The sequence below is a fragment of the Shewanella inventionis genome (assembly GCF_019931735.1).
Classification (GTDB): domain Bacteria; phylum Pseudomonadota; class Gammaproteobacteria; order Enterobacterales; family Shewanellaceae; genus Shewanella; species Shewanella inventionis.
This window is the reverse complement of sequence record NZ_CP082926.1, coordinates 2500622-2524460: the sequence shown is the minus strand read 5'-3', so window position 1 is coordinate 2524460 and position 23839 is coordinate 2500622. Positions and strand designations below refer to the sequence as shown.

19 protein-coding genes are annotated in these 23839 nt (G+C 42.3%); 8 read left to right on the top strand and 11 right to left on the bottom strand.

Annotation, left to right across the window (positions count from 1 at the left end):
• Position 1: 1 nt before the first annotated feature.
• The 3 genes from lolE to K8B83_RS11240 are packed head-to-tail and all read right to left on the bottom strand — an operon-like array spanning position 2 to position 3196.
• Positions 2 to 1243, bottom strand: coding sequence for a lipoprotein-releasing ABC transporter permease subunit LolE (gene lolE / locus K8B83_RS11250; protein WP_188739265.1), 1242 nt, complete (start codon positions 1241 to 1243; stop codon positions 2 to 4).
• The gene (gene lolD / locus K8B83_RS11245) at positions 1236 to 1952 is read right to left on the bottom strand and encodes a lipoprotein-releasing ABC transporter ATP-binding protein LolD (protein ID WP_188739280.1); all 717 of its coding nucleotides are present in this window, start codon (positions 1950 to 1952) and stop codon (positions 1236 to 1238) included. Before lolD ends, lolE begins: the two co-directional genes overlap by 8 nt.
• Positions 1952 to 3196, bottom strand: a complete 1245-nt coding sequence (locus tag K8B83_RS11240; RefSeq protein WP_188739266.1) for a lipoprotein-releasing ABC transporter permease subunit — start codon at positions 3194 to 3196, stop codon at positions 1952 to 1954. Before K8B83_RS11240 ends, lolD begins: the two co-directional genes overlap by 1 nt.
• A gap of 157 nt (positions 3197 to 3353) precedes the next feature.
• Here K8B83_RS11240 and K8B83_RS11235 point away from each other — a divergent pair, with 157 nt between their 5' ends.
• The 3 genes from K8B83_RS11235 to K8B83_RS11225 are packed head-to-tail and all read left to right on the top strand — an operon-like array spanning position 3354 to position 8519.
• The gene (locus K8B83_RS11235) at positions 3354 to 3950 is read left to right on the top strand and encodes a hypothetical protein (protein ID WP_188739267.1); all 597 of its coding nucleotides are present in this window, start codon (positions 3354 to 3356) and stop codon (positions 3948 to 3950) included.
• Between the two features lie 52 nt (positions 3951 to 4002).
• Positions 4003 to 7527, top strand: coding sequence for a transcription-repair coupling factor (gene mfd / locus K8B83_RS11230; protein WP_223417194.1), 3525 nt, complete (start codon positions 4003 to 4005; stop codon positions 7525 to 7527).
• Positions 7527 to 8519 carry a peptidoglycan binding protein CsiV gene (locus K8B83_RS11225; protein ID WP_223417193.1) on the top strand — a complete coding sequence of 331 codons (993 nt, stop codon included), beginning with the start codon at positions 7527 to 7529 and terminating at the stop codon, positions 8517 to 8519. The genes mfd and K8B83_RS11225 overlap by 1 nt, the downstream gene beginning before the upstream one ends.
• A 168-nt stretch (positions 8520 to 8687) precedes the next feature.
• Here K8B83_RS11225 and nagZ read toward each other — a convergent pair whose 3' ends face one another.
• A complete protein-coding gene (nagZ, locus tag K8B83_RS11220) occupies positions 8688 to 9698 on the bottom strand; it encodes a beta-N-acetylhexosaminidase (protein ID WP_223417192.1) in 1011 nt (336 codons plus the stop codon).
• Between the two features lie 221 nt (positions 9699 to 9919).
• Between nagZ and K8B83_RS11215 the strand changes: the two genes are divergently transcribed.
• Positions 9920 to 11296, top strand: coding sequence for an L-serine ammonia-lyase (locus tag K8B83_RS11215; RefSeq protein WP_223417191.1), 1377 nt, complete (start codon positions 9920 to 9922; stop codon positions 11294 to 11296).
• 75 nt (positions 11297 to 11371) lie between these two features.
• Here the strand turns inward: K8B83_RS11215 and K8B83_RS11210 are convergent, their stop codons facing one another.
• Positions 11372 to 12961 (bottom strand): methyl-accepting chemotaxis protein, encoded by a 1590-nt coding sequence (locus tag K8B83_RS11210; protein ID WP_223417190.1) that lies wholly within the window; start codon positions 12959 to 12961, stop codon positions 11372 to 11374.
• Positions 12962 to 13391: 430 nt separating this feature from the next.
• Entirely contained in the window at positions 13392 to 14513 is a 1122-nt protein-coding gene (locus tag K8B83_RS11205; RefSeq protein ID WP_223417189.1) for an ISAs1 family transposase, read from the bottom strand.
• 708 nt (positions 14514 to 15221) lie between these two features.
• Here K8B83_RS11205 and K8B83_RS11200 point away from each other — a divergent pair.
• The 3 genes from K8B83_RS11200 (at position 15222) to asnB (ending at position 20111) form a co-directional block, all read left to right on the top strand.
• On the top strand, positions 15222 to 15968 hold the full coding sequence (locus K8B83_RS11200) for an HAD-IIA family hydrolase (protein WP_188740813.1): 747 nt from the start codon (positions 15222 to 15224) through the stop codon (positions 15966 to 15968).
• 123 nt (positions 15969 to 16091) lie between these two features.
• The gene (locus K8B83_RS11195; RefSeq protein ID WP_223417188.1) at positions 16092 to 17741 is read left to right on the top strand and encodes a M28 family metallopeptidase; all 1650 of its coding nucleotides are present in this window, start codon (positions 16092 to 16094) and stop codon (positions 17739 to 17741) included.
• Between the two features lie 705 nt (positions 17742 to 18446).
• On the top strand, positions 18447 to 20111 hold the full coding sequence (gene asnB, locus K8B83_RS11190) for an asparagine synthase B (RefSeq protein ID WP_188740811.1): 1665 nt from the start codon (positions 18447 to 18449) through the stop codon (positions 20109 to 20111).
• A 155-nt stretch (positions 20112 to 20266) separates the two neighbouring features.
• Here asnB and K8B83_RS11185 read toward each other — a convergent pair whose 3' ends face one another.
• Positions 20267 to 21025, bottom strand: coding sequence for a TerC family protein (locus K8B83_RS11185; RefSeq protein ID WP_188740810.1), 759 nt, complete (start codon positions 21023 to 21025; stop codon positions 20267 to 20269).
• A 224-nt stretch (positions 21026 to 21249) separates the two neighbouring features.
• Between K8B83_RS11185 and K8B83_RS11180 the strand changes: the two genes are divergently transcribed.
• Entirely contained in the window at positions 21250 to 21762 is a 513-nt protein-coding gene (locus K8B83_RS11180) for a GNAT family N-acetyltransferase (RefSeq protein ID WP_188740809.1), read from the top strand.
• A gap of 14 nt (positions 21763 to 21776) precedes the next feature.
• On the opposite strand, the gene K8B83_RS11175 is transcribed toward K8B83_RS11180, so the two are convergent.
• The 4 genes from K8B83_RS11175 to K8B83_RS11160 all read right to left on the bottom strand — a co-directional run bounded on the left by K8B83_RS11175 (position 21777) and on the right by K8B83_RS11160 (position 23599).
• A complete protein-coding gene (locus tag K8B83_RS11175) occupies positions 21777 to 21974 on the bottom strand; it encodes a DUF1289 domain-containing protein (RefSeq protein WP_188740808.1) in 198 nt (65 codons plus the stop codon).
• A complete protein-coding gene (locus tag K8B83_RS11170; protein ID WP_223417187.1) occupies positions 21955 to 22305 on the bottom strand; it encodes a VOC family protein in 351 nt (116 codons plus the stop codon). The genes K8B83_RS11175 and K8B83_RS11170 overlap by 20 nt, the downstream gene beginning before the upstream one ends.
• 81 nt (positions 22306 to 22386) lie before the next feature.
• Complete coding sequence (locus K8B83_RS11165; protein WP_188740806.1) at positions 22387 to 23085, bottom strand: DUF445 domain-containing protein; 699 nt, start codon at positions 23083 to 23085, stop codon at positions 22387 to 22389.
• Between the two features lie 115 nt (positions 23086 to 23200).
• Positions 23201 to 23599, bottom strand: a complete 399-nt coding sequence (locus tag K8B83_RS11160; RefSeq protein WP_188740805.1) for a GNAT family N-acetyltransferase — start codon at positions 23597 to 23599, stop codon at positions 23201 to 23203.
• Positions 23600 to 23839: the final 240 nt, after the last annotated feature.

Below are 23839 nucleotides of genomic sequence, written 5' to 3'. Positions count from 1 at the left end.
CTTATCGGCCCGCTAACGCCGTAGCTGGGGCAATTTTAGTCGCTTTCCACGCGGGATAAATCGTGGCGAGTAAGCTCATCACTAATCCCATGATCAGCACCACTATCACATCTTGGCTATGTAATTCAGAGGGTAAAAAGTCAATAAAATAAATATCAGACGCCAACAACTGAAAACCAAAAAGTTGCTCAATCCCCTTAGCAATAGCACTGAGGTTATAAGCCAAAACAACCCCCAACACACCGCCAATAGTGCACCCCATGATCCCGTTTAATGCCCCTTGTAAAATAAAAATGGTCATTACAGCAGCACGGCCTAATCCCATGGTCATCAAAATGGCGATTTCTGACGCTTTATCACGTACCGCCATCACTAATGTGGACACAATATTAAAGCAAGCAACGCCGATCACCAGCGCTAATACCAGGTACATCACCAACCGCACTAACTGAATGTCTTGATATACATGCCCTTGCGAGCGAGTCCAATCATTAATGTACAAATATTGCTCTTGAGCAAACCCTAAATCACGCACTACGGCCGCGGCATTTAGCACATCGGCGACTTCGATACGCACGCCACTGACACCTGTGCCCAAGCCTAAAATATCAGCTAGGTATTCAATAGGAACATAAGCCTGTGTTGACTCAATTTCGCCACCAACATCATAAACACCAGACACCACAAAACGATGACTTTTAGCCGACGTCAGTTGACTGTTATTGGCATCAGGTGTGTACATGGCTAGCGTATCGCCCACTTTAAGCTCAAGCTTATTCAACAAGCTTCGCCCTAATACCACATTGTTTTGTTTGCCTTGCAAAGACTGCCAGGCCTTTGCAGGCATATACTGTTGAATGCTCGACACATCAGCTTCGTAATTAATATCAATCCCGCTCACCACTATGCCCTGAAAACCGCCTGGTTTTTGCACCAAGCCCTGCAAACGAATAAAAGGAGCGACACCAGTAATTTGTGGCAAATTTTGCGCACTATTAGCAATAACATGCCAATCTGCAATAGGCTCATTCACGCCCACCAGCTCACCATGAGAGGCGACACCCAACAAACGCTGCTGCAACTCCCTTTCAAAGCCATTCATGGTCGACAACAATACAATCAATACACTGACACCCAAGGCAATACCTGCAGTAGATGCAAATGAAATAAACCCAATAAAACTGTTTGACTGCTTAGCTCTAAAAAATCGCCAGCCTATTGTTAACGGCAACCACTTACTCATTGATTTGTCCTGTGGCCTGTTTAACCGTTTGTAACAAACCATCTTTCATGGTCAATTGACGATCCATTTTTGCGGCTAAACTGTGGTCATGGGTTACCACAACAAATGCCGTGTCGAACTGATGTGCCAGTTCGCGGATCATCGCATAAACATTAGCAGCGCTGCTGGCATCTAAGTTCCCCGTTGGCTCGTCGGCAAGCACCAATTTAGGCTTATTGATTAAGGCTCTTGCTATCGCCACACGTTGACGCTCACCGCCAGACAATTGAGCAGGAATATGATTAACTCGGTGCCCTAACCCTACGCGTTCAAGTAGCTTATGTGCATCGGCTAAAGTTTGCTTTTTATCTTTGCCTTGAATAAATGCCGGCATGGCGACATTTTCTAGCGCGGTAAATTCTGGCAATAAATGATGGAATTGATAAATAAACCCTAAATCTTGATTGCGCACCTGGGCCTGGCGAGCGGCAGAGAGTTGATACAAATCCTCACCATCAAGTAACACAGTGCCAGAACTGGGTGTATCTAAGGTGCCCATAATGTGTAGTAAGGTACTTTTACCTGAGCCAGAACTTCCCACAATGGCTAATTGCTCACCTTTATAAACCGTAATATCAACACCAGACAACACTTGTGTGGTCACTTCACCGTCATGATATTGTTTACTGACATGATTAACTTGTAATAACGGGGTTTGTGTTTGACTCATCATTCGTATCTCAAAGCAGTAGCGGGTTGAACCCTAGCAGCAGAAAGCGCAGGGTAAAGAGTGGCAAGTAAGGTAATTAATAACGAGCCAACAATAATTACACTCAATTGGGTCATAGATAAGGCAACAGGCAAGGATTGCCCTGCGCCTAAAATAGAAATACCCAGCCCAGACAATATCGTGTTTAAATTAAGGGTTAGCCCAATACCCACAATGGTTCCTAATATTAATCCTAGTAACGCATTTAGCAGCCCTTGCACAATAAAAATGGTCATAACCGACGACGTCGACACACCTTGGGTTTTTAATACTGCGACATCGGTGGTTTTATCAATTACCATCATCACTAAGGCTGAAACCATGTTAAAAGCGGCGACAGCCACAATTAAGCTCAGCATTAAAGACATCATGTTTTTTTCCATGTTCACGGCAGAAAACAAATGACCATAGTCTTGACGCCAATCACTGGTTTTAATCTCAACGCCTTGTTGAGCAAAATAGGCCACCATCAATGGCGCAATCTGTGGCGCCGTAAAAGGATCGTTCAAATACACTCTTAGTTCATCGATGCTTTGGCTGTTTTTACGCATCAGTTTTCGGGCATCTTGGTAATGGACATACGCCACACTCGCATCAACCTGTGAACCCATTTCAAACACACCTGCAACGGTAAATTTACGCTGACTAGGCACAGGTCCCATAGGGGAATACACAACCCCGTCACCACTGAGTAAACGTATTCTATCACCGGTGTTCACATCAAGTTTACGCGCCAGTTCACTCCCAAGCACAATAAAATAGTCACCTGCAGTTAACTGCTCAAACGCATTAGAGTATGTATGAGAGGCAATACTTGATAGCGCCTGCTCAAGCTCAGGGTAAACCCCATAGACTTGTACCGCACTGATATTTTTACTTGACTGGATCATCGCCTGTGTCGTGGTACTTGGCACCACACCACGAACATTTTGCTTTAAGTGACCATCGGCCAATACCCGTTCGCTAAGTGATTGCCAATCATTAAAACCAGTCTCGTTAATTAATGTAAGCTGAGGCACAGCACCTAAAATGCGGTTTTTTAATTGGCCTTCTAAGCCATTCATCACCGAGCTCACCACAATTAATGCTGCAACGCCTAAAAAAATACCTGAAACCGCAAAAAAGGTAATAAAAGACGCAAAAGCATTAGCCTTTCGAGCACGCCAGTAACGATAACCGATAAAAAACGAAAATCCGAAATTCATAAAAAAATACTAATCCTATGCGCTAATCACAGCGTATTAGTCTGACAAACAAGCAAATTGTGGGCATGAAACCAACAAGCCTATGCGTATGACTTGCTAAATCATTAAGTTGGGCACGATAATAGGGTTATTAGAGTGATAAATAAAGAGGCAAACCTTGATACCTGACAGCAATTCTTATTTTAGTGTGCCTCATAGCTTTAATGCTTACTTATCATTATGGGATGCAAGTAAAGGTTTGCCGAGCGAAGATGAGCTCAAAGACATGCAATCTGTTGGCTTAAAATTGTTAACTGAGGTCAAAAGTCTCGAAGCCAGCTGCTTACTGCAATTACGTAATTTAGATAATGACGCCAAAGCGGTAGTTGATTTTTTAAAACTGCAATCACGCAAAGTCGACTTAGTACTACAACATGTACTCGAAAAAGAAGTACAAGAAGGCAAACACGTTAAAGGCAACCAATTTGGTGGCAGTGGTATCAACATCACCAGCTCATTTGAACTCACCCCAGGGCAATACTACAAAACCCATATTTATTTGCACGCAGAAGTCGTCGCCTTATTATGCATTTGCCAAGTCATGCAGTGCCATCAAATTCCCCAGGATGATGACAGTGCGCCACAATGGCAATGTGAACTTGAATTTAGCCAAATTCTTGAAGACGATATAGAACAGCTCGTCAAAGCCAGCTTAGCCGTACAACAAAAAATGCTTAAAAAGCGTAAACAACATATTGATAAGCAACGACGTTAACCTCATGCGTTTCAATACAAATTGACTGCAAACGGAACTGAAAAAGATTTTAATGAAACAATATAGTGTACTCACGCCACCGAGTGTAAAAAAAGGCCAACAAATGCAAACTTTGGCAACATTAGGTGGGGTTTCTCAAGCCATCACCTTAGCCAAATTAATTCAACAACATTCGGGCACCAGCATCATAGTCACCCATGACACGCCGAGTGCCCTATCACTAGAAGTCGAATTAAGCTATTTGTTACAAAACAGCAATATTAATGTGTGCTTGTTTCCAGACAGAGAAACCTTACCTTACGACAACTTTTCACCGCATCAAGACTTAATATCACAACGTTTAGAAACCTTAGCCAACATTGGCCAAAGCCAGCATAATGTGGTGATTGTGCCGGTAAACACCCTAATGGTTCGCCTGCCGCCCAAATCGTTTATGACCGCCAATGTGATGGTACTAAATAAAGGCGACACCTACAGCTTACAACAAGCGCGGCAACACCTAACCGACACAGGCTATCATCTCGTTGAACAAGTATACGAACACGGCGAGTTTGCTATTCGCGGTTCTATCATTGATATTTTCCCCACAGGTTCACGCCAACCGCTGCGCATTGAACTATTTGATGATGAAGTCGAATCAATCCGTTTTTTTGATGTAGACACTCAACGCTCAGGCATGGCTCGCGATGCCATTCGCATGCTACCCGCAAAAGAATTTCCAACAGACAGCAATGCCATCGAAGGCTTTAGGCAACGCTATCGCCGCCGTTTTGAGGTTATTTCTAAAGAAGCTGAATCCGTTTATCAATTAGTGAGCCGTAATTTAATGCCCGCAGGTATTGAAAATTACTTACCTTTGTTTTTTGATGACACGGCAACCTTATTTGACTATTTGCCACAAAACAGCCAACTCATCACACTCGGTGATATCGAAAAAGCCAGTCAACAGCATTTACATGAAGTTAGCGTACGCTATGAAGATCGACGCATCGACCCACTCAGGCCACTCTTAACGCCCAAAGAGCTTTACCTGCTGCAAGATGAATTATTTGCCGCATTTAAACCCTTAACTCGTACGCAAATTATTCAGCAGCCTCATACAAATGACACAGATAACACAGGGCAGCCATTAGCCGCTATCGATTTGCCAGCACATGCTCTGGTCGCCAATGTTGAAAAACTGCCAGACATCAATGCCAATCACAAACTCAAACAGCCATTGCATGCATTACAAGAATACAGTGCAGGCCAAGCACAGTTACTGTTCAGTGCCGAGTCAGAAGGTCGTCGCGAAGCATTGCTTGAGCTGTTTGCCAAAATTGGCATTAAGCCTAAACTGTTTGCTCATTTAAATGAGTACCTTGACGCCAAAGACAGCATAGGCTTAATCGTTTCGCCGCTGAGTCGTGGGTGCGTGTTAACGGATGTTCCCAAAGGGCCTGTCAGTGTTATTTGCGAAACCGAGTTGTTCGGCCAACGGATCTCACAACAACGCCGACGCGAAAAGCAAAAACAAGTCAGCTCGGATGTATTAGTTAAAAACTTAGCTGAACTCAAAGTTGGCCAGCCCATAGTGCATTTAGAGCATGGCGTTGCCTTGTATCAAGGTTTAGAAACCCTTGATACAGGTGGACTGGTTGCCGAATACTTAAAACTTGAATATTCAGGCGGCGATAAACTCTATGTACCCGTGTCGTCACTACACCTAATCAGCCGTTTTAACGCCAGTGGCGAAGGTGAAGCTCACCTCAATAAATTAGGCAACGAAACCTGGGCCAAAGCCAAGAAAAAAGCCATCGAGCGTATTCGCGATGTCGCAGCAGAATTACTGGATGTATATGCAAGGCGTCAGGCTCGCCCCGGTGAAGCAATGACAATCGATGAGCAAGAGTACGCCCAGTTTAGTCAAGGTTTCCCATTTGAAGAAACCGTCGACCAAGAATCGGCTATTCACGCAGTATTAGCAGACTTACAAGCGCCACTGGCCATGGACCGCCTAGTGTGTGGTGATGTAGGTTTTGGTAAAACAGAAGTCGCCATGCGCGCCGCTTTTGTCGCCGTAAATGCCGGCAAACAAGTGGTAGTGCTAGTGCCAACCACCCTGCTTGCCCAACAACATTTTGAAAACTTTAAAGACCGTTTTGCCGACTGGCCAATCGTCGTCGACGTCATGTCGCGCTTTAGAACAACTAAAGAGCAAAACAGTATTGTTGAGCAATTATCAGCAGGTAAAGTCGACATCTTAATCGGCACCCATAAATTGTTGTCAGCCGAGGCAAACTTTGACAACCTAGGCTTACTGATTATCGACGAAGAGCACCGCTTTGGTGTACGTCAAAAAGAGAAAATTAAAGCATTACGGGCTAACGTAGACATTTTAACGCTAACCGCCACGCCTATTCCGCGAACCCTAAACATGGCCATGTCGGGCATGCGCGATTTATCGATTATCGCTACACCACCCGCTAAACGCTTAGCCGTAAAAACCTTTGTTCGCGAATACGACCAAGCTACGGTTCGTGAGGCCATACTGCGTGAAATTCTGCGTGGTGGTCAGGTGTATTACTTACACAACAATGTCGACACTATCGAAAAAACAGCACAAAACATTCGTGATTTACTCCCTGAAGCCCGTGTCGTCACCGCTCACGGACAAATGCGCGAGCGCGATCTCGAAAAAGTCATGTCAGACTTTTACCACCAGCGCTTCAATGTATTGGTGTGTACCACCATCATAGAAACCGGCATTGACGTACCAAGCGCCAACACCATTATTATCGATCGTGCAGACATGTTTGGTTTAGCCCAGCTACACCAATTACGTGGCCGTGTTGGGCGTTCACACCACCAAGCCTATGCCTACATGATGACTCCGCACCCTAAACGCATGACAACAGACGCCCGCAAACGCCTAGAAGCCATCGACGCATTAGAAGATCTTGGCGCCGGCTTTATGCTTGCCACCCAAGATTTAGAAATTCGCGGCGCAGGCGAATTACTCGGTGATGAGCAAAGCGGCCACATTTCAAAAATTGGTTTTAGCTTATACATGGAAATGCTCGAATCTGCGGTAAAAGCCTTAAAAGAAGGCAAAGAGCCGTCGCTCGCCTACATGATGAGTGCCAAAGCAGAAATTGACTTACGCATTCCAGCCCTACTGCCAGAAGACTATGTCAGTGATGTGAATATGCGTTTATCACTTTATAAGCGCATAGCCAACTGCGAAAACGATAACATGCTCGACGAGCTCAAGGTTGAATTTATCGACCGCTTTGGCATGTTACCTGACCCAACCCGCAATTTAATGGCCATTACCCTGTTTAAACATCAAGCAACCGCACTGGGTATCACTAAAATTGAAATGCATGCCAAAGGTGGCAGTGTCGAATTTGGCCAAGAAAACTGCGTCGATCCTATGTTTATTATTGGTTTGTTGCAAAACCAACCACAAATCTATCGAATGGACGGGCCAAATAAGTTAAAGTTCACCATTCCTGCTGAAACAAGCAAAGAACGACTTGAATTAGTCAACACCTTGCTTGAACAGTTCGCTAAACATCAAACTGGAGACAAATAGTGCTTCGTAAAATTGCGATATCTATCGCCGCTATCACAGCGCTATCCCACAGCATTTCAGCCCATGGTGAATCATGGTTTGAAGTGGAAGTATTTATATTTGAACGCCAAACCGCCTCGGTTGAAAAATGGCTTGACGCTTCGCCGCCAAAATTGGCCAACAACACAGTCGACATTATTACCCCTGTGATCAGCACCGACATTACAGGTGTTGTTGTTGGGCTTAATGGTTGCTCGTCTACCGATTGGGCCAGCGACACCACTCAGTGTAACGACCCTAAAGTCAGCAACAACATGGCAACGCACCCAAGTGAAGTGCCACTGCATGTTGGTGCAGCCAACCCACAATCCGCCTATCTTGGTCAAGGTCCGGTTTTGCTTGCACAAAGTCAAAGCCAATTTAAAGATATCATTCGCACTTTAAGCCGTGAGCCCTATGTTAAAGGCCTGGTCCATTTAACCTGGCAGCAAAATATGCAATCACGTCGTGCGGCCAAACCAGTACGCATTTTTGGCGGTAAAGATTTTTCAAATACCTTTAATTACCATGGTTTAGGCGTTAAAAAGCAAGCCGAAACGAATACCATGCCAACGGGTGATTATAGCTCGTTAGGTGGGTTATATGATGCCCCTAAAATCAATCCTGTATGGGAGCTTGATGGGTCAATCAATATTTACTTAAGCCATTATTTGTATGTTGAAAATAATTTGGCTTTGCGTAAACCCACCCAAAAAATGATTGAGACAGCGCCAGCAGCCTTTAATGAATACTCAGCGCTGGATATTGAAGGCACAAAACAATTAGCCCCTTATCTGCAAAGTATTCCATTAATTCAAAATCGTCGCGTACGCAGTGGCGAATTGCATTATTTTGATCACCCGCAAATGGGGATTGTGATGCAAATTCGTAAAATGGCACAACCTACTAGCGTTAAACCCATTGATTTAACGGGTCATGAACCTCAAAATCAGCCTCAACCATACGCAGGTTAATGCACTGTAAATACAAAAAACCGGATGCCATCATCCGGTTTTTTTGTTTACATCACCTAAGCTCGGGATCGGCGTTGATTTATGCTATTTAAAATCAACACCTTACCTATCACCACTTTCAAGTTTGTCATTTATTAGCAGGCTAAAGAGCTGTTTGAAAGGCGTTTATTATCTAGAGCAGAGGTTAACTAACTGCTGAGCGGCGAGAATTCGCTCCTGCTGTGCTAAGGCACGGTGCACCTGCTCAGGCTTACCTTTAAGTGCTAATGCCGTATGTAATGGCTCATCAGCTGGCCAAACAAAATCAGTCAATAACGTGCTTACCCCTACCGGATCATTACACACTAAAATCATGTCACACCCGGCATCAAGTGCCGCTTTAGCCCGACCAAGATAATCACCAGCAAAACTTGCGCCTTTCATGCCTAAATCGTCAGAAAAAATAACCCCATTAAATGCTAACTGGTTACGCAATACCGTTTGCAGCCAATACGGTGAAAAACCAGCAGGGTTAGGATCAATAGCAGAATAAACCACATGAGCAGGCATCACACCTTGCAATTGATGTTGAGCAATTAATTGCTTAAAAGGCAGCATATCAAAGGCCTCTACCACTTCTTTTGGCCGAGGATCCACAGGCATCGCAATGTGTGAGTCGGCAGCAACACTACCATGACCAGGAAAGTGCTTACCCACAGCAGCCATACCTGCGTCATTCATTCCAACAATAAACTGTTCAGCTAATACACTGACAACCTCAGGCTCAGGGCTAAAACTGCGAGTGCCAATCACTTCACTTATGCCATTTACGTCTAAAACAGGTGCAAAACTTAAATCAATGTCGCAAGCCAAAAGCTCTATTGCCATTAAAAAGCCACACTCTTTCGCCCATTGTTTTGCTAATGTTAAATCCATGTTTGCCGCAGGTAAAATATCGCCCATGGCCGGAATGGCACTAAAGCCATCACGAAACCGCTGCACTCGACCACCTTCGTGGTCAACGGCAACTAATAATTCAGACCGAATGCTGCGGATCTGCTTAACCAATTCAATTAACTGATTTTTATTTTCAAAATTGCGACTAAATAAAATAATACCACCCACTTTAGGGTGGCGTAGCTGCTCGGCTTCTAGCTCAGATACTGTTAATCCGGCTAAATCCATCATTAAATAGCTCAAACTGTTCCCCTAATACACTTTGTTGCCCATAAAAACTTTTAAATATTGAGCAAGATAAGACAAGCTAATGTGAAAATTATGCATAAAAAAATCTAATGAACTATGCTGCATCAAACTGTGGGATACTCTGCCAACAATAGAGATAAACGGCCAAGATCATACAGGACGATTATACTCACTAATAACGAAAACAATAAACGACTCAGCAAGGGTTACACAAAATGATTAGCGTATTTGACATGTTCAAAATTGGTATTGGTCCTTCAAGCTCACATACAGTGGGCCCAATGAAGGCCGGCAAAATTTTTATTCAACATGTTGCAGACAATAATTTATTGGATAAAACCGATGAATTACAAGCCGAATTATTTGGATCTTTAGGCCAAACAGGCAAAGGCCACGGCACAGGTAAAGCCGTTATTTTGGGGTTAATGGGTGAAGATCCTGAGTCTGTCGACACCGACAGTATTGATGAGATTTTAGACACTGTTTCTAAAACCCAACAATTAACCCTAGCAGACGGGCGTTTAGTCAAATTTACCCGTGAAGAAGGCATTACTTATCACCGCCGTAAAACCTTGCCTGCACATGCAAACGCCATGACACTGTACGCCTTATCTAATGGCGAATGCATTTATCAGCGCACCTATTATTCAGTAGGTGGTGGTTTTATTTTAGATGAAGACGAAATCACCCAACGTAATGCATCACCCGCAACCCCAATAGAGCAAGCGCCCTATGATTTCAACAGCGCATCACAATTACTACAATTGTGCTGCGATAACGGCTTAAGCATTTCATCGTTGATGATGTCAAATGAACTCAGTATTGCCAGTGAAGATGAAATCAAACAAGGTTTATGGAAAATTTGGCAAACCATGAAAAACTGCGTTGAACGGGGTTATCAAAAAGAAGGCATTTTACCTGGTGGGTTAAAATTACGTCGTCGAGCCCCTGCACTTTATCGTCGCTTAAAAGCCGAAGGACGTAATAACACTGACCCATTAACCGCAATGGATTGGGTCGATTTATTTGCATTATCGGTTAACGAGCAAAATGCCGCTGGCGATCGGGTTGTTACCGCACCAACAAACGGCGCAGCGGGCATTATTCCTGCGGTATTGTGCTATTACGACATGTTTGTCCAAGAAGTCGATATTGATGTTTGTAGCCGTTATCTGCTTACCGCAGCTGCTATTGGTATTTTATATAAGAAAAATGCCTCTATTTCTGGCGCCGAAGTCGGTTGTCAGGGCGAAGTTGGTGTTGCATGCTCAATGGCTGCAGGTGCCTTAACTGAAATTATGGGCGGCACAGTTGAGCACGTTGAAAACGCTGCAGAAATTGGAATGGAACATAATCTGGGGTTAACCTGCGATCCTGTTGGCGGCCTTGTACAAGTTCCTTGCATTGAACGCAATGCAATGGGCGCGGTAAAAGCCATTAATGCCTCACGCATGGCACTGCGCGGCGACGGTAACCACAAAGTGTCGTTAGACAAAGTCATCAAAACCATGATGGACACAGGCAAAGACATGCGCAGCAAATACAAGGAAACCGCCAAAGGTGGTTTGGCCGTTAATATCGTTGAATGTTAATACCAAGTCATCGATATTAATCCAATAAAAAATGCCTGTTAGTGATAACAGGCATTTTTGTTTTAGGTATGCAAATTAATCCGTTTTAAATTGAGCAATTTGTCCCCGTAATTGCTGTGACAATCCATCAACTTGTATGCTGGCACTGTAAGATTGCTGCGCGTTCGATGCCGTTAATCCAGCTTCGTCACTGATATTGACAATATTACGATTAATCTCATCGGTCACAGCGGTTTGTTCTTCTGCAGCGGTTGCAATTTGAGTTGCCATATTCGATATTGTGGCAACCGATTGAGTGATTTTACTGAGCGCCTCACCCGCTTGTGCAGCTTGTTCTGTGCTTTTAAATGCTTGCTGGCGACTTGCGTCCATAACCGTCACAGCATCTTTAACACCATTTTGTAATTGGCCAATCATTTGTTGAATTTGATTAGTCGAATCTTGAGTACGCTTGGATAACGTTCGAACCTCATCCGCCACAACCGCAAAGCCGCGACCATGTTCACCAGCGCGGGCAGCTTCTATTGCTGCGTTTAGAGCTAATAAATTTGTTTGGTCAGAAATACTGCGGATTACCTCTAATATACTGCCAATATTATCGGTATCTTTTTCAAGCTGATGCAATGCCGTTGCAGCGTGCTCAACACCATTGGCTAACTCCTCAATTGAGGTAATGGTAAGCTGGACCACTTTATCGCCCTGCACCGCTTGAGTATCTGAGTCTTTAGCCGCTTGCGCTGCTAATTCAGCATTGTTAGCCACTTCAATCACTGTGGCTTGCATTTGATTCATTGCTGTAGCCACTTGTTCTGTTTCACTTTGTAGACGCTGCATTCCGCCTAAGGTTTCATTGCTTGACGAGGTTAATTGCACACTCGCAGCGCCTAATTGCTGGCTGTTATCATTAAAATCAATAATTAACTCGCGTATTTGGCGTACAAACAAGTTAAAGCTACGCGCGACTTTAGCAATTTCAGTATTACCAAAATCATCAAGTTTGACCGTTAAATCTTTCGCACCCGAGGCGATATTACGCATCGAATCATCTAATATTCTCAATGGATTAACAATCTTGCGGTAGAGCATCAATAAAATAATGGTCAGAAACACACCCAGGCCGATATTTCCCCACAATTGTACGCTCGCGGCAGATTCTGTTGCTAACAAGGTCTCTTCAACTGCGGCATCAAACTTGCCATCAATTTCAGCTGCCAGTAAATCTAAATCATCAGCAAGGTTAGATGACACTTCATCAAAACCACCCGCACCTTTCATAAGGTGATTACCGGCCTCAGTACCTTGAGTCAAATAAGCATCAGCCATGTTAACGCCAGAGGCATGCAAATCATTTACTTTGCGTTTAATCTCTTGCGCTCTTTGACTGACATCTGGCGCAACAGCAATCAATAAATCAAGGTTTTCTAGCGCACTATTTAGGCTGTCTAATGCTTCAGCTTTGGCTTCGTCGCTTTTGGTAGCGCCAACATCGGTTAAAAACTGTTGAATTTGCACTACAAAATAACGCGTGTCTTTAAGTGCGAAAATAGCATTAACCTGTGCTTCTTCGTTCTTTACGCCTTCATAAATATGGGATTGTTGAATATTACTGACCGAAATCAAAATCACTAAAGCCAATAAGGACAGAGTAATTGTAATTTGGAGCATTTTTTTTATCGATAAATCAAACATCGTTGAGGCACCATTATAAGTAAGATTCTTTTTATAGAATAACGCTCGGTATCTTGGCTGTCATTGAGCACGATCCATTTATATGCGCTATATCTTATTTGCAAAAATAATGAATCGAAAAAGACAGTCAAAAATCCTTAAAACTTATAATCCCTCACAAATTTATAACATCATCATACTTTAGCCTGATCAACATATAAATGGGATTTGAGTAATTTGTGTTATTTTAGATTGAAATACTCTTTGAATTTTTCGTGAATACGATTAAGGAGGCTAACTCTGATGAAATATTATATACAATATCGATGGTACATTACTGCACGACAACAAGTTGTTTTGAGGTAGTTATAAATTTATTCACCGCATCTTAGAGCAAGGTAATCTGCCAGGGCGACCGCATGAGTGATTAAATTTCAAGCAAACTGGTAAATCCTGCCCTTAACACTTCTTCTAAATACTCAGGTTTCATCCATGCTCGTTTTTGTTTCATCGGGATACTTCCCTTAGATGATTCTGAGCGGAGCATATTTAACGATAGTTTGCGTAATAATGACCAATTCTCTGCTGCATGATTTTGATAAATCTGGCAATGGTCTTCACCCATTGAAGCATCCAAAACCCAGTGTAAACTGTTTTCGATAAACCAGTGAAAGCGCACTGCATCTGCAAATTTCTGCTCTGGTAATTCTGCCGAACTTATATAATATCGATAGGTTAATGCCCCCTTACCATTGCAATGTCTATAGCTCATCGCCATGCCAATTGAACGTAAACCCTGCCATTCACTAAAGTCACCTTCAAGCTCATTTGCACTAAGTACATGATAAGCTCGCGCTTCAACTCTACCGTGTTTGTTCTCGATAGCTAGCGGTGATAAAGGGGCTTGGCGGACTGAGGAAAAAGCCGACATTATCGCGTCATGCAATGATTTTTGATTCGATTTTACAGCAAGTAGATAATCACCATCTTGCTTAACTATTTGTGCGGCGATTGACTTCTGACATCCCATTGCATCGATGGAAACAAGTTTTTCTCTTATATCTAAGAGTTGCAGCAAATCAGGAATGGCGGTGATTTCGTTAGATTTGTCACTGGTCTTTAACTGACCCAGCACTAACTTATTTTCGCAAGCAAATGCGTTGACCATGTGTATCGTTGATAAACGGTCATTACGATGATAAGAACGCTTTAACGTTTTTCCATCTATCGCAATAAGTTGGCCATCACTTGCACTATGGACGGCTTGCATCCATTGCATGAAACATGCACTAAACTCATCTGGGTCAATACGAGAAATAATTCGAGCAATCGTATCATCAGCAGGTACACCTTCCTTTAAGTAACCGTGCTTTTGAAACCACGCTAGATGACCATCAGCATAACAATGTATATCTGCCCAACCCTCAGCGCCTGCGATGACGGCACATAAGCTCACAAATAAGATATCCTCTAAAGGATATGTCACCTTGGCCGTTTGGCGCTGGTCGATGATGTTACTAAAGTGGCTTGTGAAGGCTTCGATATACATGCTTATACTCCTGAAAAGAGAGTATAAGATCACGAACGCTGTATTAGGTCAAATAAGATTTAATCGATAGCGTATTTTGTTTAAAAAACGTTCGCGATCTCACCCTGGGTAATCTGCTGGTTATTCTCACCCACGAGCTATACAAGGCAGGGTTTACAATTACAGCGGTCTAATACAATCTGCACTTATAGTAATACCTCTCGCACTACATCACAAACCTCATTTTAAAACAGCTAGTTACCTCCCCTACTTCTTGCCAAAAAGTGCTAACGCGATAGAATGCTTCTAATAGTATTTTACACAGTAATCGGAGCACGACATGGAAGTGGATTTCTTTAAGGATTTAGAAACTGAAATCAAAGAAAAGCTAAAAGATTTTGGTTAAAGTTACTGGCCTTTTTTATTTACGCTGTAAAAGCTCATCAAGCTTACCATTCATCTCTTTTTGAGTAGCTTTAATGTCGTCGATATGTGAATGCAATGTGCCGATTTGGTTTTTAACCACAGCCATTTCACTCTGCCCTCATCCACTTACTTGTTAGTAATTTTATAATTATTTCAATATGCTATATGGAAATTTTAATTAATACTTAATCAACAGGTAAAACAAGCCTGATTATCTTTATAATTTCAGTATTTAATCGTTGTTTTCTGGCCTAAATTAGCTTTAGATGTAGGCAGGTTGTATTTGAAGGAAGAAATGACACAATGAAAAATATTATATGTGATATTGATGGTGTACTGCTGCACGACAACAAACTCATTCCAGGAAGCGACAAGTTTATTCATCGCGTACTAGAACAAGGCAATCCGCTGGTTATCCTCACCAATTATCCTGTGCAAACCGGTAAAGACTTACAAAACCGTTTGGGCGCAGCGGGCATCAATGTACCCGAAACCTGCTTTTACACTTCGGCCATGGCCACAGCAGATTTTCTTAAACACCAAACCGGCACCAAAGCCTTTGTGATTGGTGAAGGCGCCCTCACCCACGAATTATACAACGCAGGCTTCACCATCACTGACATTAACCCAGATTTTGTCATTGTAGGCGAAACTCGCTCATACAATTGGGACATGATCCACAAGGCATCACGTTTTGTTGCGGGCGGCGCGCGCTTTATTGCCACCAACCCAGATACCCACGGCCCGGCATTTAGCCCTGCCTGTGGCGCATTATGTGCATCCATTGAGCGCATAACAGGTAAAATGCCATTTTACGTAGGTAAGCCAAGCTCATGGATTATTCGCTCGGCGTTAAACCACATTCAAGGCCACTCTGAAAACACCGTGATTATTGGCGACAATATGCGTACCGATATTTTGGCTGGTTTCCAAGCTGGTCTTGAAACCATCTTAGTCACCAGTGGCGTGAGCCAAATGAGCGACATCGAAAAAGAGCCATTTAGACCTAACCATGTGTTTGCCTGTGCTGGCGACATTGACGTAGTGTAAACACCTCATTTGCCATTACATTTACATTAGGTAACACATTATCAAGCCAGAGCCCTTGTCATAGCGCGCTGGCTTGATCCATTATGCTGGTCCGAAAAATAAAAATAATATTCAGGATAGAGCATGAAACAACTGTTTCCTTTTTGCGCCGTAGCGCTGCTCAGTGCATGCAATGTAGGTGAGACAACAACAGCACCACAAACACCAGATAAAAGCGCTCAAGTCAGCTTTGATGAGCAACGCTTTAGAGCCGACATTACCACCTTGTCTTCAGACAAATTTGAAGGCCGAGCACCCACCACTCAAGGTGAAAAACTCACACTCGATTACCTGTCAGCAGCCTTTAACGAAATGGGCCTAATTGGCGCTGTCAATGGCAGTTACTTGCAAGCTGTGCCTATGGTGAGCTATACCGCAAGTGAGCAACAAAGTGTTAATTTAGCGGGTATTGATATGCAATATCGACAGGATATTGTGCTCAGCAGTCGTCACGATAATCAACAAGTGAGTATTAAAGAGGCTCCCTTGGTGTTTGTCGGCTACGGTATCAACGCACCAGAATACCAATGGAACGATTATCAAGGTGTCGATATAAAAGGCAAAATAGCCGTCATATTGGTTAACGACCCCGGTTTTGCGCACCCCAATGATAAAAAATTTAATGGCAACGCCATGACTTATTACGGTCGCTGGAGTTACAAATTTGAAGAGGCAAGCCGTCAAGGAGCCCTTGGCGCCATTATAATCCACGACACCAAACCCGCCTCTTACCCATGGTCAGTGGTTGAAAACAGCTGGACCGGCCCTCAACAAGATTTAGTGCTCGCCAAGGCTGAACAAGATGCTCGGGTACAAGTCGAAGGTTGGATAACCTTAGACAGCGCCAAACGTTTATTTGACAAAGCCGGCTTATCACTGAGCGGATTAATGGATCGCGCTGCCGACAGTGCATTAAATGTCGATTTAGCCCAAACCGCTTCAATAGCATTTACCAACAAAGCTGACTATGTCGACAGTTACAATGTCGTGGCGACGTTGCCAGGTAGCAGCCAGGCTGATGAGCATATTGTATTTACTGCACACTGGGACCATATCGGCGTTGATGACAGCAAAGAAGGCGACAACATTTACAATGGCGCCTTAGACAATGCTTCAGGAACCGCCGGAATATTAGAAATCGCTCGTCAATTTGCTAAACAAGCCAAAGCAGAACATGGTTTAAAACGTTCGCTGACGTTTATCGCCACAACAGGCGAAGAACAAGGCTTATTAGGCTCGCGCTATTATGCTGCTAATCCTATTTATCCCATCAACAAAACCGTTGCAGTGTTTAATCTAGACAGTACCAATGTGTATGGAAAAACCAAAGATTACACCATAGTTGGCAAAGGCCAGTCGGAACTAGAAGTTTATTTAGAACAAGCTGCAGCCACACAAAACCGTGTGACAACAGGCGAAAGCAACCCTGCATCTGGCGGCTTTTTTCGCTCAGATCATTTCAGCTTTGCAAAGCTTGGCGTGCCTGCGGTATTTGCAGGTGGCGGCGCCCAACCTCTTGACGAAAAGACAGCACAATACAAAGCGGCAATGACTGAACAAATGAAAGGCTGTTACCACAATGTGTGCGATCACTATCGTGAAGATTGGGACTTATCTGGTGCACTGCAAGATTTAGGCGTGTATTACCAAGCGGCTCATGCATTAGGTAATAACCAAGATTGGCCAGGCTATTATGCTGGATCAGAGTTTTATCCGCTAAGGCCCGCTGATTAACCCTATTGCTGTTTATTATTCCTTCCCACCCAAGGATTTGCCCATCATCATGTGATGGGCTTTTTTTTATCGCTCAATATGGGTTTTAAAGAGACCAGGTTGTGACCCATTACAGCCCAAATGAATGCACAAAATATGTGCACCAACAAATCATTAACAAATTATTAACAAATTATTTGCCTATTTAACCTCAACTCTGGATAAGAGATGTATTGATAACGATATAAATCAATAGATTGACTAAAATCCACTGTCAAGCTTGTGATTTGTTTTGCTAACAAGGCGAATTAACGCGTCAATAGCTAGCCTATTGCAAGTTAATTCAACGCAGTGAGGAAGGCAAAGGACTGCTTGAAAGGCGTTTGTTATCCAGAGCTGAGGTTATTTAAGGTTATTAAATCTTTTATAACCATCAAGTTGCTTAAAAAATCCGCAAACGCACTTGTTCTGTGCAATTGAGCATTTTTTAAGATGCAATTGATAAATCCTGAATATACTGGCAATTTTTTCAATAAAATTATCGATCCAACAACAATAATGACGTTTTACAATACATTTAACAATCAAAGCCAAAACAAAAAGAGATTAAATCATTAAAATAGCCATATTTATGATGTTATCTCAAAAAACTTACTTGGCTATTAACAAAAATGCTGGCAAAGTAGCAAACAGATAAAGATTAGCCAACGCTGCTGGAGCCGTATTATGTGTTCAATATTTTCAATTTTAGATATCAAAACTGATGCAAGCCAACTACGTCAAGTTGCTTTAGAAATGTCAAAATTACTGCGTCATCGCGGTCCAGACTGGTCTGGTATTTATGCTGACGACAAAGCAATTTTAGCCCATGAACGTCTTGCCATTGTTGACGTAGACCACGGCGCACAGCCACTCATCAGCCTCGACGGCAACCTTGTATTAGCGGTTAACGGAGAAATCTACAACCATAAGCAGCTTAAAGCACAGTTAGGTGACAAATACCAATATCAAACTAACTCAGATTGCGAAGTGATTTTATCGCTTTATCAAGAGTACGGCTGTGACTTTTTAGACAAACTCAACGGCATCTTTGCCTTTGTGTTATACGACAAAGCTAAAGGCACTTACCTAATTGGCCGTGATCATATTGGTATTATCCCGCTATACACAGGCTTTGACTCATCAGGTAACTTTTATGTTGCCTCAGAAATGAAAGCACTGATGCCAGTGTGTAAAACCGTAGCAGAGTTTTTACCTGGTCAGTACCTCTACTCAGCAGATGGTAAACCAACTCACTACTACCAGCGCGATTGGAAAGACTTTGACGCAGTTAAAGACAACCCAGCCAGTGTAGAAGAATTACGTGATGCACTTGAAGCCGCAGTTAAACGTCAGCTAATGTCAGATGTACCTTACGGCGTATTATTGTCTGGCGGATTAGACTCATCTGTGGTGTCAGCTATTACCCAAACATTTGCTAAACACCGCATCGAAAACGATGGCGAAACGGGCGCATGGTGGCCACAACTTCACTCATTTGCAGTGGGTTTAGCTGAATCACCAGATTTAGTTGCCGCACAAAAAGTAGCTGATGCCATTGGCACCATTCATCACCCGATTGTGTATACCTTCCAAGAAGGTCTAGATGCCATTAAAGAAGTGATTTATCACCTCGAAACTTACGATGTCACAACAATCCGTGCCGCTACGCCTATGTACTTAATGGCGCGTAAAATTAAAGCCATGGGCATAAAAATGGTGTTATCAGGTGAAGGTGCTGATGAATTATTTGGTGGTTACTTGTACTTCCATAAGGCTCCAAACGCTCAAGCATTCCACGAAGAACTGGTACGTAAATTAGACAAACTGCATTTATTTGACTGCTTACGTGCTAACAAAGCCATGGCCGCATGGGGACTTGAAGCACGTGTACCTTTCTTAGATAAAGAGTTTATTGACGTTGCAATGCGTGTAAACCCAGAAGCTAAGATGTCAAAAGATGGGCGTATCGAAAAACACATTTTACGCCAAGCGTTTGAACATAAATTACCGAAAGAAGTGGTATGGCGTCAAAAAGAGCAATTCAGTGATGGTGTGGGTTACTCATGGATTGATGGCTTAAAAGCTCACGCAGCAGCCAACGTAGATGACGTGCAATTTGCTAACGCAAAATTCCGTTTCCCATATAACACACCAGAGTCAAAAGAAGCCTACTTCTACCGCAGCTTCTTTGAAGAGTTCTTCCCACTCGCCAGTGCGGCTGAAACCGTACCCGGTGGCAAAACAGTGGCCTGCTCAACTCCAGAAGCACTATTGTGGGATGCAAGCTTACAAGGTATTAACGACCCATCTGGCCGTGCCGTTAAAAACGTACATGCCAGCGCGTATTAATTGCTACTGATTTGAAATAACAAAAACTGCTACAATCATCATCAAGATAATCTGTAGCAGTTTTTAACTCTATGCGTGTTTATCGTTCGTGATCAAATAATCGACAAAGATAAATACGCTCTAAACAAACACTTCAACAAAGAAAATAACTAAAATCAATCAACCTCTTTATCGTTCATCTTTTTATTCAATATGATAGTGCCTGAATCTTTACTCTTTTTAAGTTTGATATTAATAAGCTCAACAACGAGTGAAAAGGCCATAGCAAAATAAATGTACCCTTTAGGCACATGAAAATCTAAGCCCTCTGCAACCAGTGTAAAACCAATCATCAATAAAAAAGATAAGGCAAGCATTTTGATGGTTGGATTACTGTCAACAAAATCACTGATAGGTTTAGATGCAAATAACATCACAATCACCGAAATAATGATTGCGATAATCATGATAGAAATATTACTCACTAACCCTACCGCAGTAATCACAGAGTCCAAAGAAAACACAATATCGAGTACAGCAATTTGGATCAGCACAGAGTAAAACCCAACAGAGACAATATCTCGCTGGCTATCTTCAGGAACTTCAAAACTACTGTGGATTTCATGAGTTGACTTAGCCAGCAAAAATAGACCGCCAAAAATCAAAATCAAATCTCTTCCAGAAATTGCTTGCTCTAAAATTGTAAAAATAGGTTCAACCAACCCCATTATCCAGTATAAGCTCAATAGCAATGCCAATCTTGCAAACATGGCTAAGCCTATACCAATTTTTCTCGCTTTATCTCTTTCAGAAACTGGTAATTTTGAAACCACTATCGAGATAAAAATAATGTTATCGATACCTAATACAATCTCTAATCCTATGAGGGTGATTAACGCAACCCATGCTTGTGGATCTGCAATCCATTCGAACATATAAACCTCAATAAAAATGGCCAGTTAAAGACGCGAAGACTTTATCCTAACCCATGAAATCTCACAATAGAGCAAGATTGATTTATTTTTCAGTCTAAAACGAATACTTGCGTTGTTGATTAGATTAATATTTACCAAAATAGTTAAAGACACCTGTAGCACCAATCAAAAATATAACGTAATAATCACTATTATTCATTAACACTCAATGGCTATAAAACTCAATGAAAAACATAAGCATATTTAATTTAGAAATGACGTCACCAACACAGTTAATGCCTAAAAATACACATCAAGGCTTGTCACTGGTCAAGGTTAATATTAAACAATTCCAATTTAACCGTTTTCTATACCAGTTTGTGGGCGCTGCATGGCAATGGACAGACAAATTGAGCTGGTCAGACAGCCAATGGCAAGCCTACAGTGAAGCAGACAATTTACATTTGTATGTGGCTTATTTAGAGGGGGCTCCAGCTGGCTATTTTGAATTACAACAACAAGAAGGCGGCAACGTTGAGATAATGTATTTTGGTCTTGGCGAGCGCTTTATTGGTCAAGGCTTTGGCGGCTATTTACTCACACAGGCTATCGAACACGCATGGGCGTTACCTCACACACGTCGTGTTTGGGTGCATACCTGTTCTTTAGATCACCCAAGTGCATTGCAAAACTATCAAGCCCGCGGGTTTAGCTTATTTAAAACCGATATAGAGCCTCAAACAGCATCGGCAAAGTAAGTCACACGGTGAGATTAACGATTTTTACAGGCTATTGCGCGTTGTTGTAGTATTTCTATCAACGCGACTTTTTGTTGATCGTTCATCGAATGCCACGCCAAAATCTCATCTAATGAGCGATGACAGCCTAAACACACATCATTACTGTCTAGGCAGCATTGCCTAACACAAGGGGTTTCAACCAGTGAACGATTACTGTGACCAGACCGCATATTCGTTACCATTAATATCTGTGAAATGAAAACGCCTGCCGCCAGGAAAACGAAAAGTATCACGACTAATTAAACCACCCGCATCAATAACCGCTGCTTGAGTGGCCTCTAAGTCCTGGCTATACAACACAATCAACGGGCAGCCATTGGCCAGCGTAAATGAGAGAGGTGATTGGTAAAAACCACCATCGATGCCTACATTCAAAAAGCAAGTGTAATCAGGGCCATAATCTTGAAAATCCCACCCAAAAACTTGCTTAAAAAACGCTTTAGTGGCCAGCACATTATTTACTGGAATTTCGAGATAATTAATACTGTTGTGCTGTGCCATCACTTCCTCTATTAATCTGCGTTAATCCTAGGGTAATAACCAGTTGGCAAACTCATCGCTATAGTAATATGTATCGTCGACTTACTGCACTAGCGCAGCAACGGCACCGATCAATCCACCAAATACCCCACCCCACACAACTAACCACCCTAAGTGTGTCTTAATCATATCTTGAACAATCTGCTTAACTAACTCTGGTGTTAACTCATTTAAGCGCTGCTCAACAATATTAGCCACCTTTGCTTGCATATCGGCAATCACGTTGGGTTGTTCAAGCTCATTAACTAAAATAGCGTTAAATTGATCGCTTTGCGCTAATTCAACTAAAGATTGTTTCATTTTTTCAATAAAAGGCTCTTTTAGAGGGATCAAGGCTTCTGTACCACCAAACATCGCCAGCATGCCACCAAAAGAAGACTTTTCGATAGTTAATACCAATGCATCAAAAGAAGGTGCTAAATCAATTTTCTCAATCACAGGCGTTAAATCGATATGACTGGCACTGCTACTTGTTAAAAAGCGATCAATGTTTTCTTGGGTAAAGAACTGTTGCATCATTAAATGATGAATACCGGCTTTAAACTCCTCAAAACGCGATGGTACGACACCTGAACCATATAACCCAGGGACTTTTTCAAACAGCATATGAATCGCTAACCAGTTTGTGATTGCGCCAGATAATGCAAATAATCCTATGGTTAATACTATTTGCTGTTCTAGGCCATAACCCACCAAAACAAATATGGCGGCGATTAAATTTGTTGCAACACTCTTGTTCAATCTCTGTTCCTTAACATTATTTTGCCTCTTTTAGCGGCTCGCCAGAGGACACAAAAAAACCTCAGTTATTTTATCGAAAATAAGCTGAGGTTTATAGCTTGTTTGGCACTAATGATTAAGCAAGATCTTGCGCTCTAGCAACCAGTTCAGACTCCTCTTGCTGTTCAACACGATTAATTAACAGTACGCCTGTACTTTGTGCCAACAACTCAGCTTTTTGATACATTTGATTGGCCACGTCTTCATATTGATAGTCAGGTAACACAAAAACATCCTCTAAGTACCAAACAGGGGCCAATAGTAATGAAGAAAATGAAGGGTATAATTGAGTAAAACCGAGCATTTTATCATCTTTGATACACACAAATATCATGGTGTCGTTTTCAGCTAAGCGATGATTTAAAAAAGCTCGACAAGCAGAAAAATCAGGCGCTTGATTAAGTTGCTGACGATATAAATCAAACAGATTACTCAGCGGTTCGAGGTCTATACTGGATGCGAGACGAATTTGCATTTATCATCCTTGAATTTAGCGGTTATTATTGTGTTGATATAACTAACGATCAAATTCACCAGCGTTGCTTTGACTCAGTGTATACACTCATCGAATGTAGAACACCTGCCAACACGCATAAATAAAACCTATTAATTACATAAACTTATTTTTTATAATTAACAATCTAGCATCAAAAAAGATCAAAGTAAATTATTCTGTTTCTGCAACAAAATTATCCCTCGTATAAAGATTTATTTG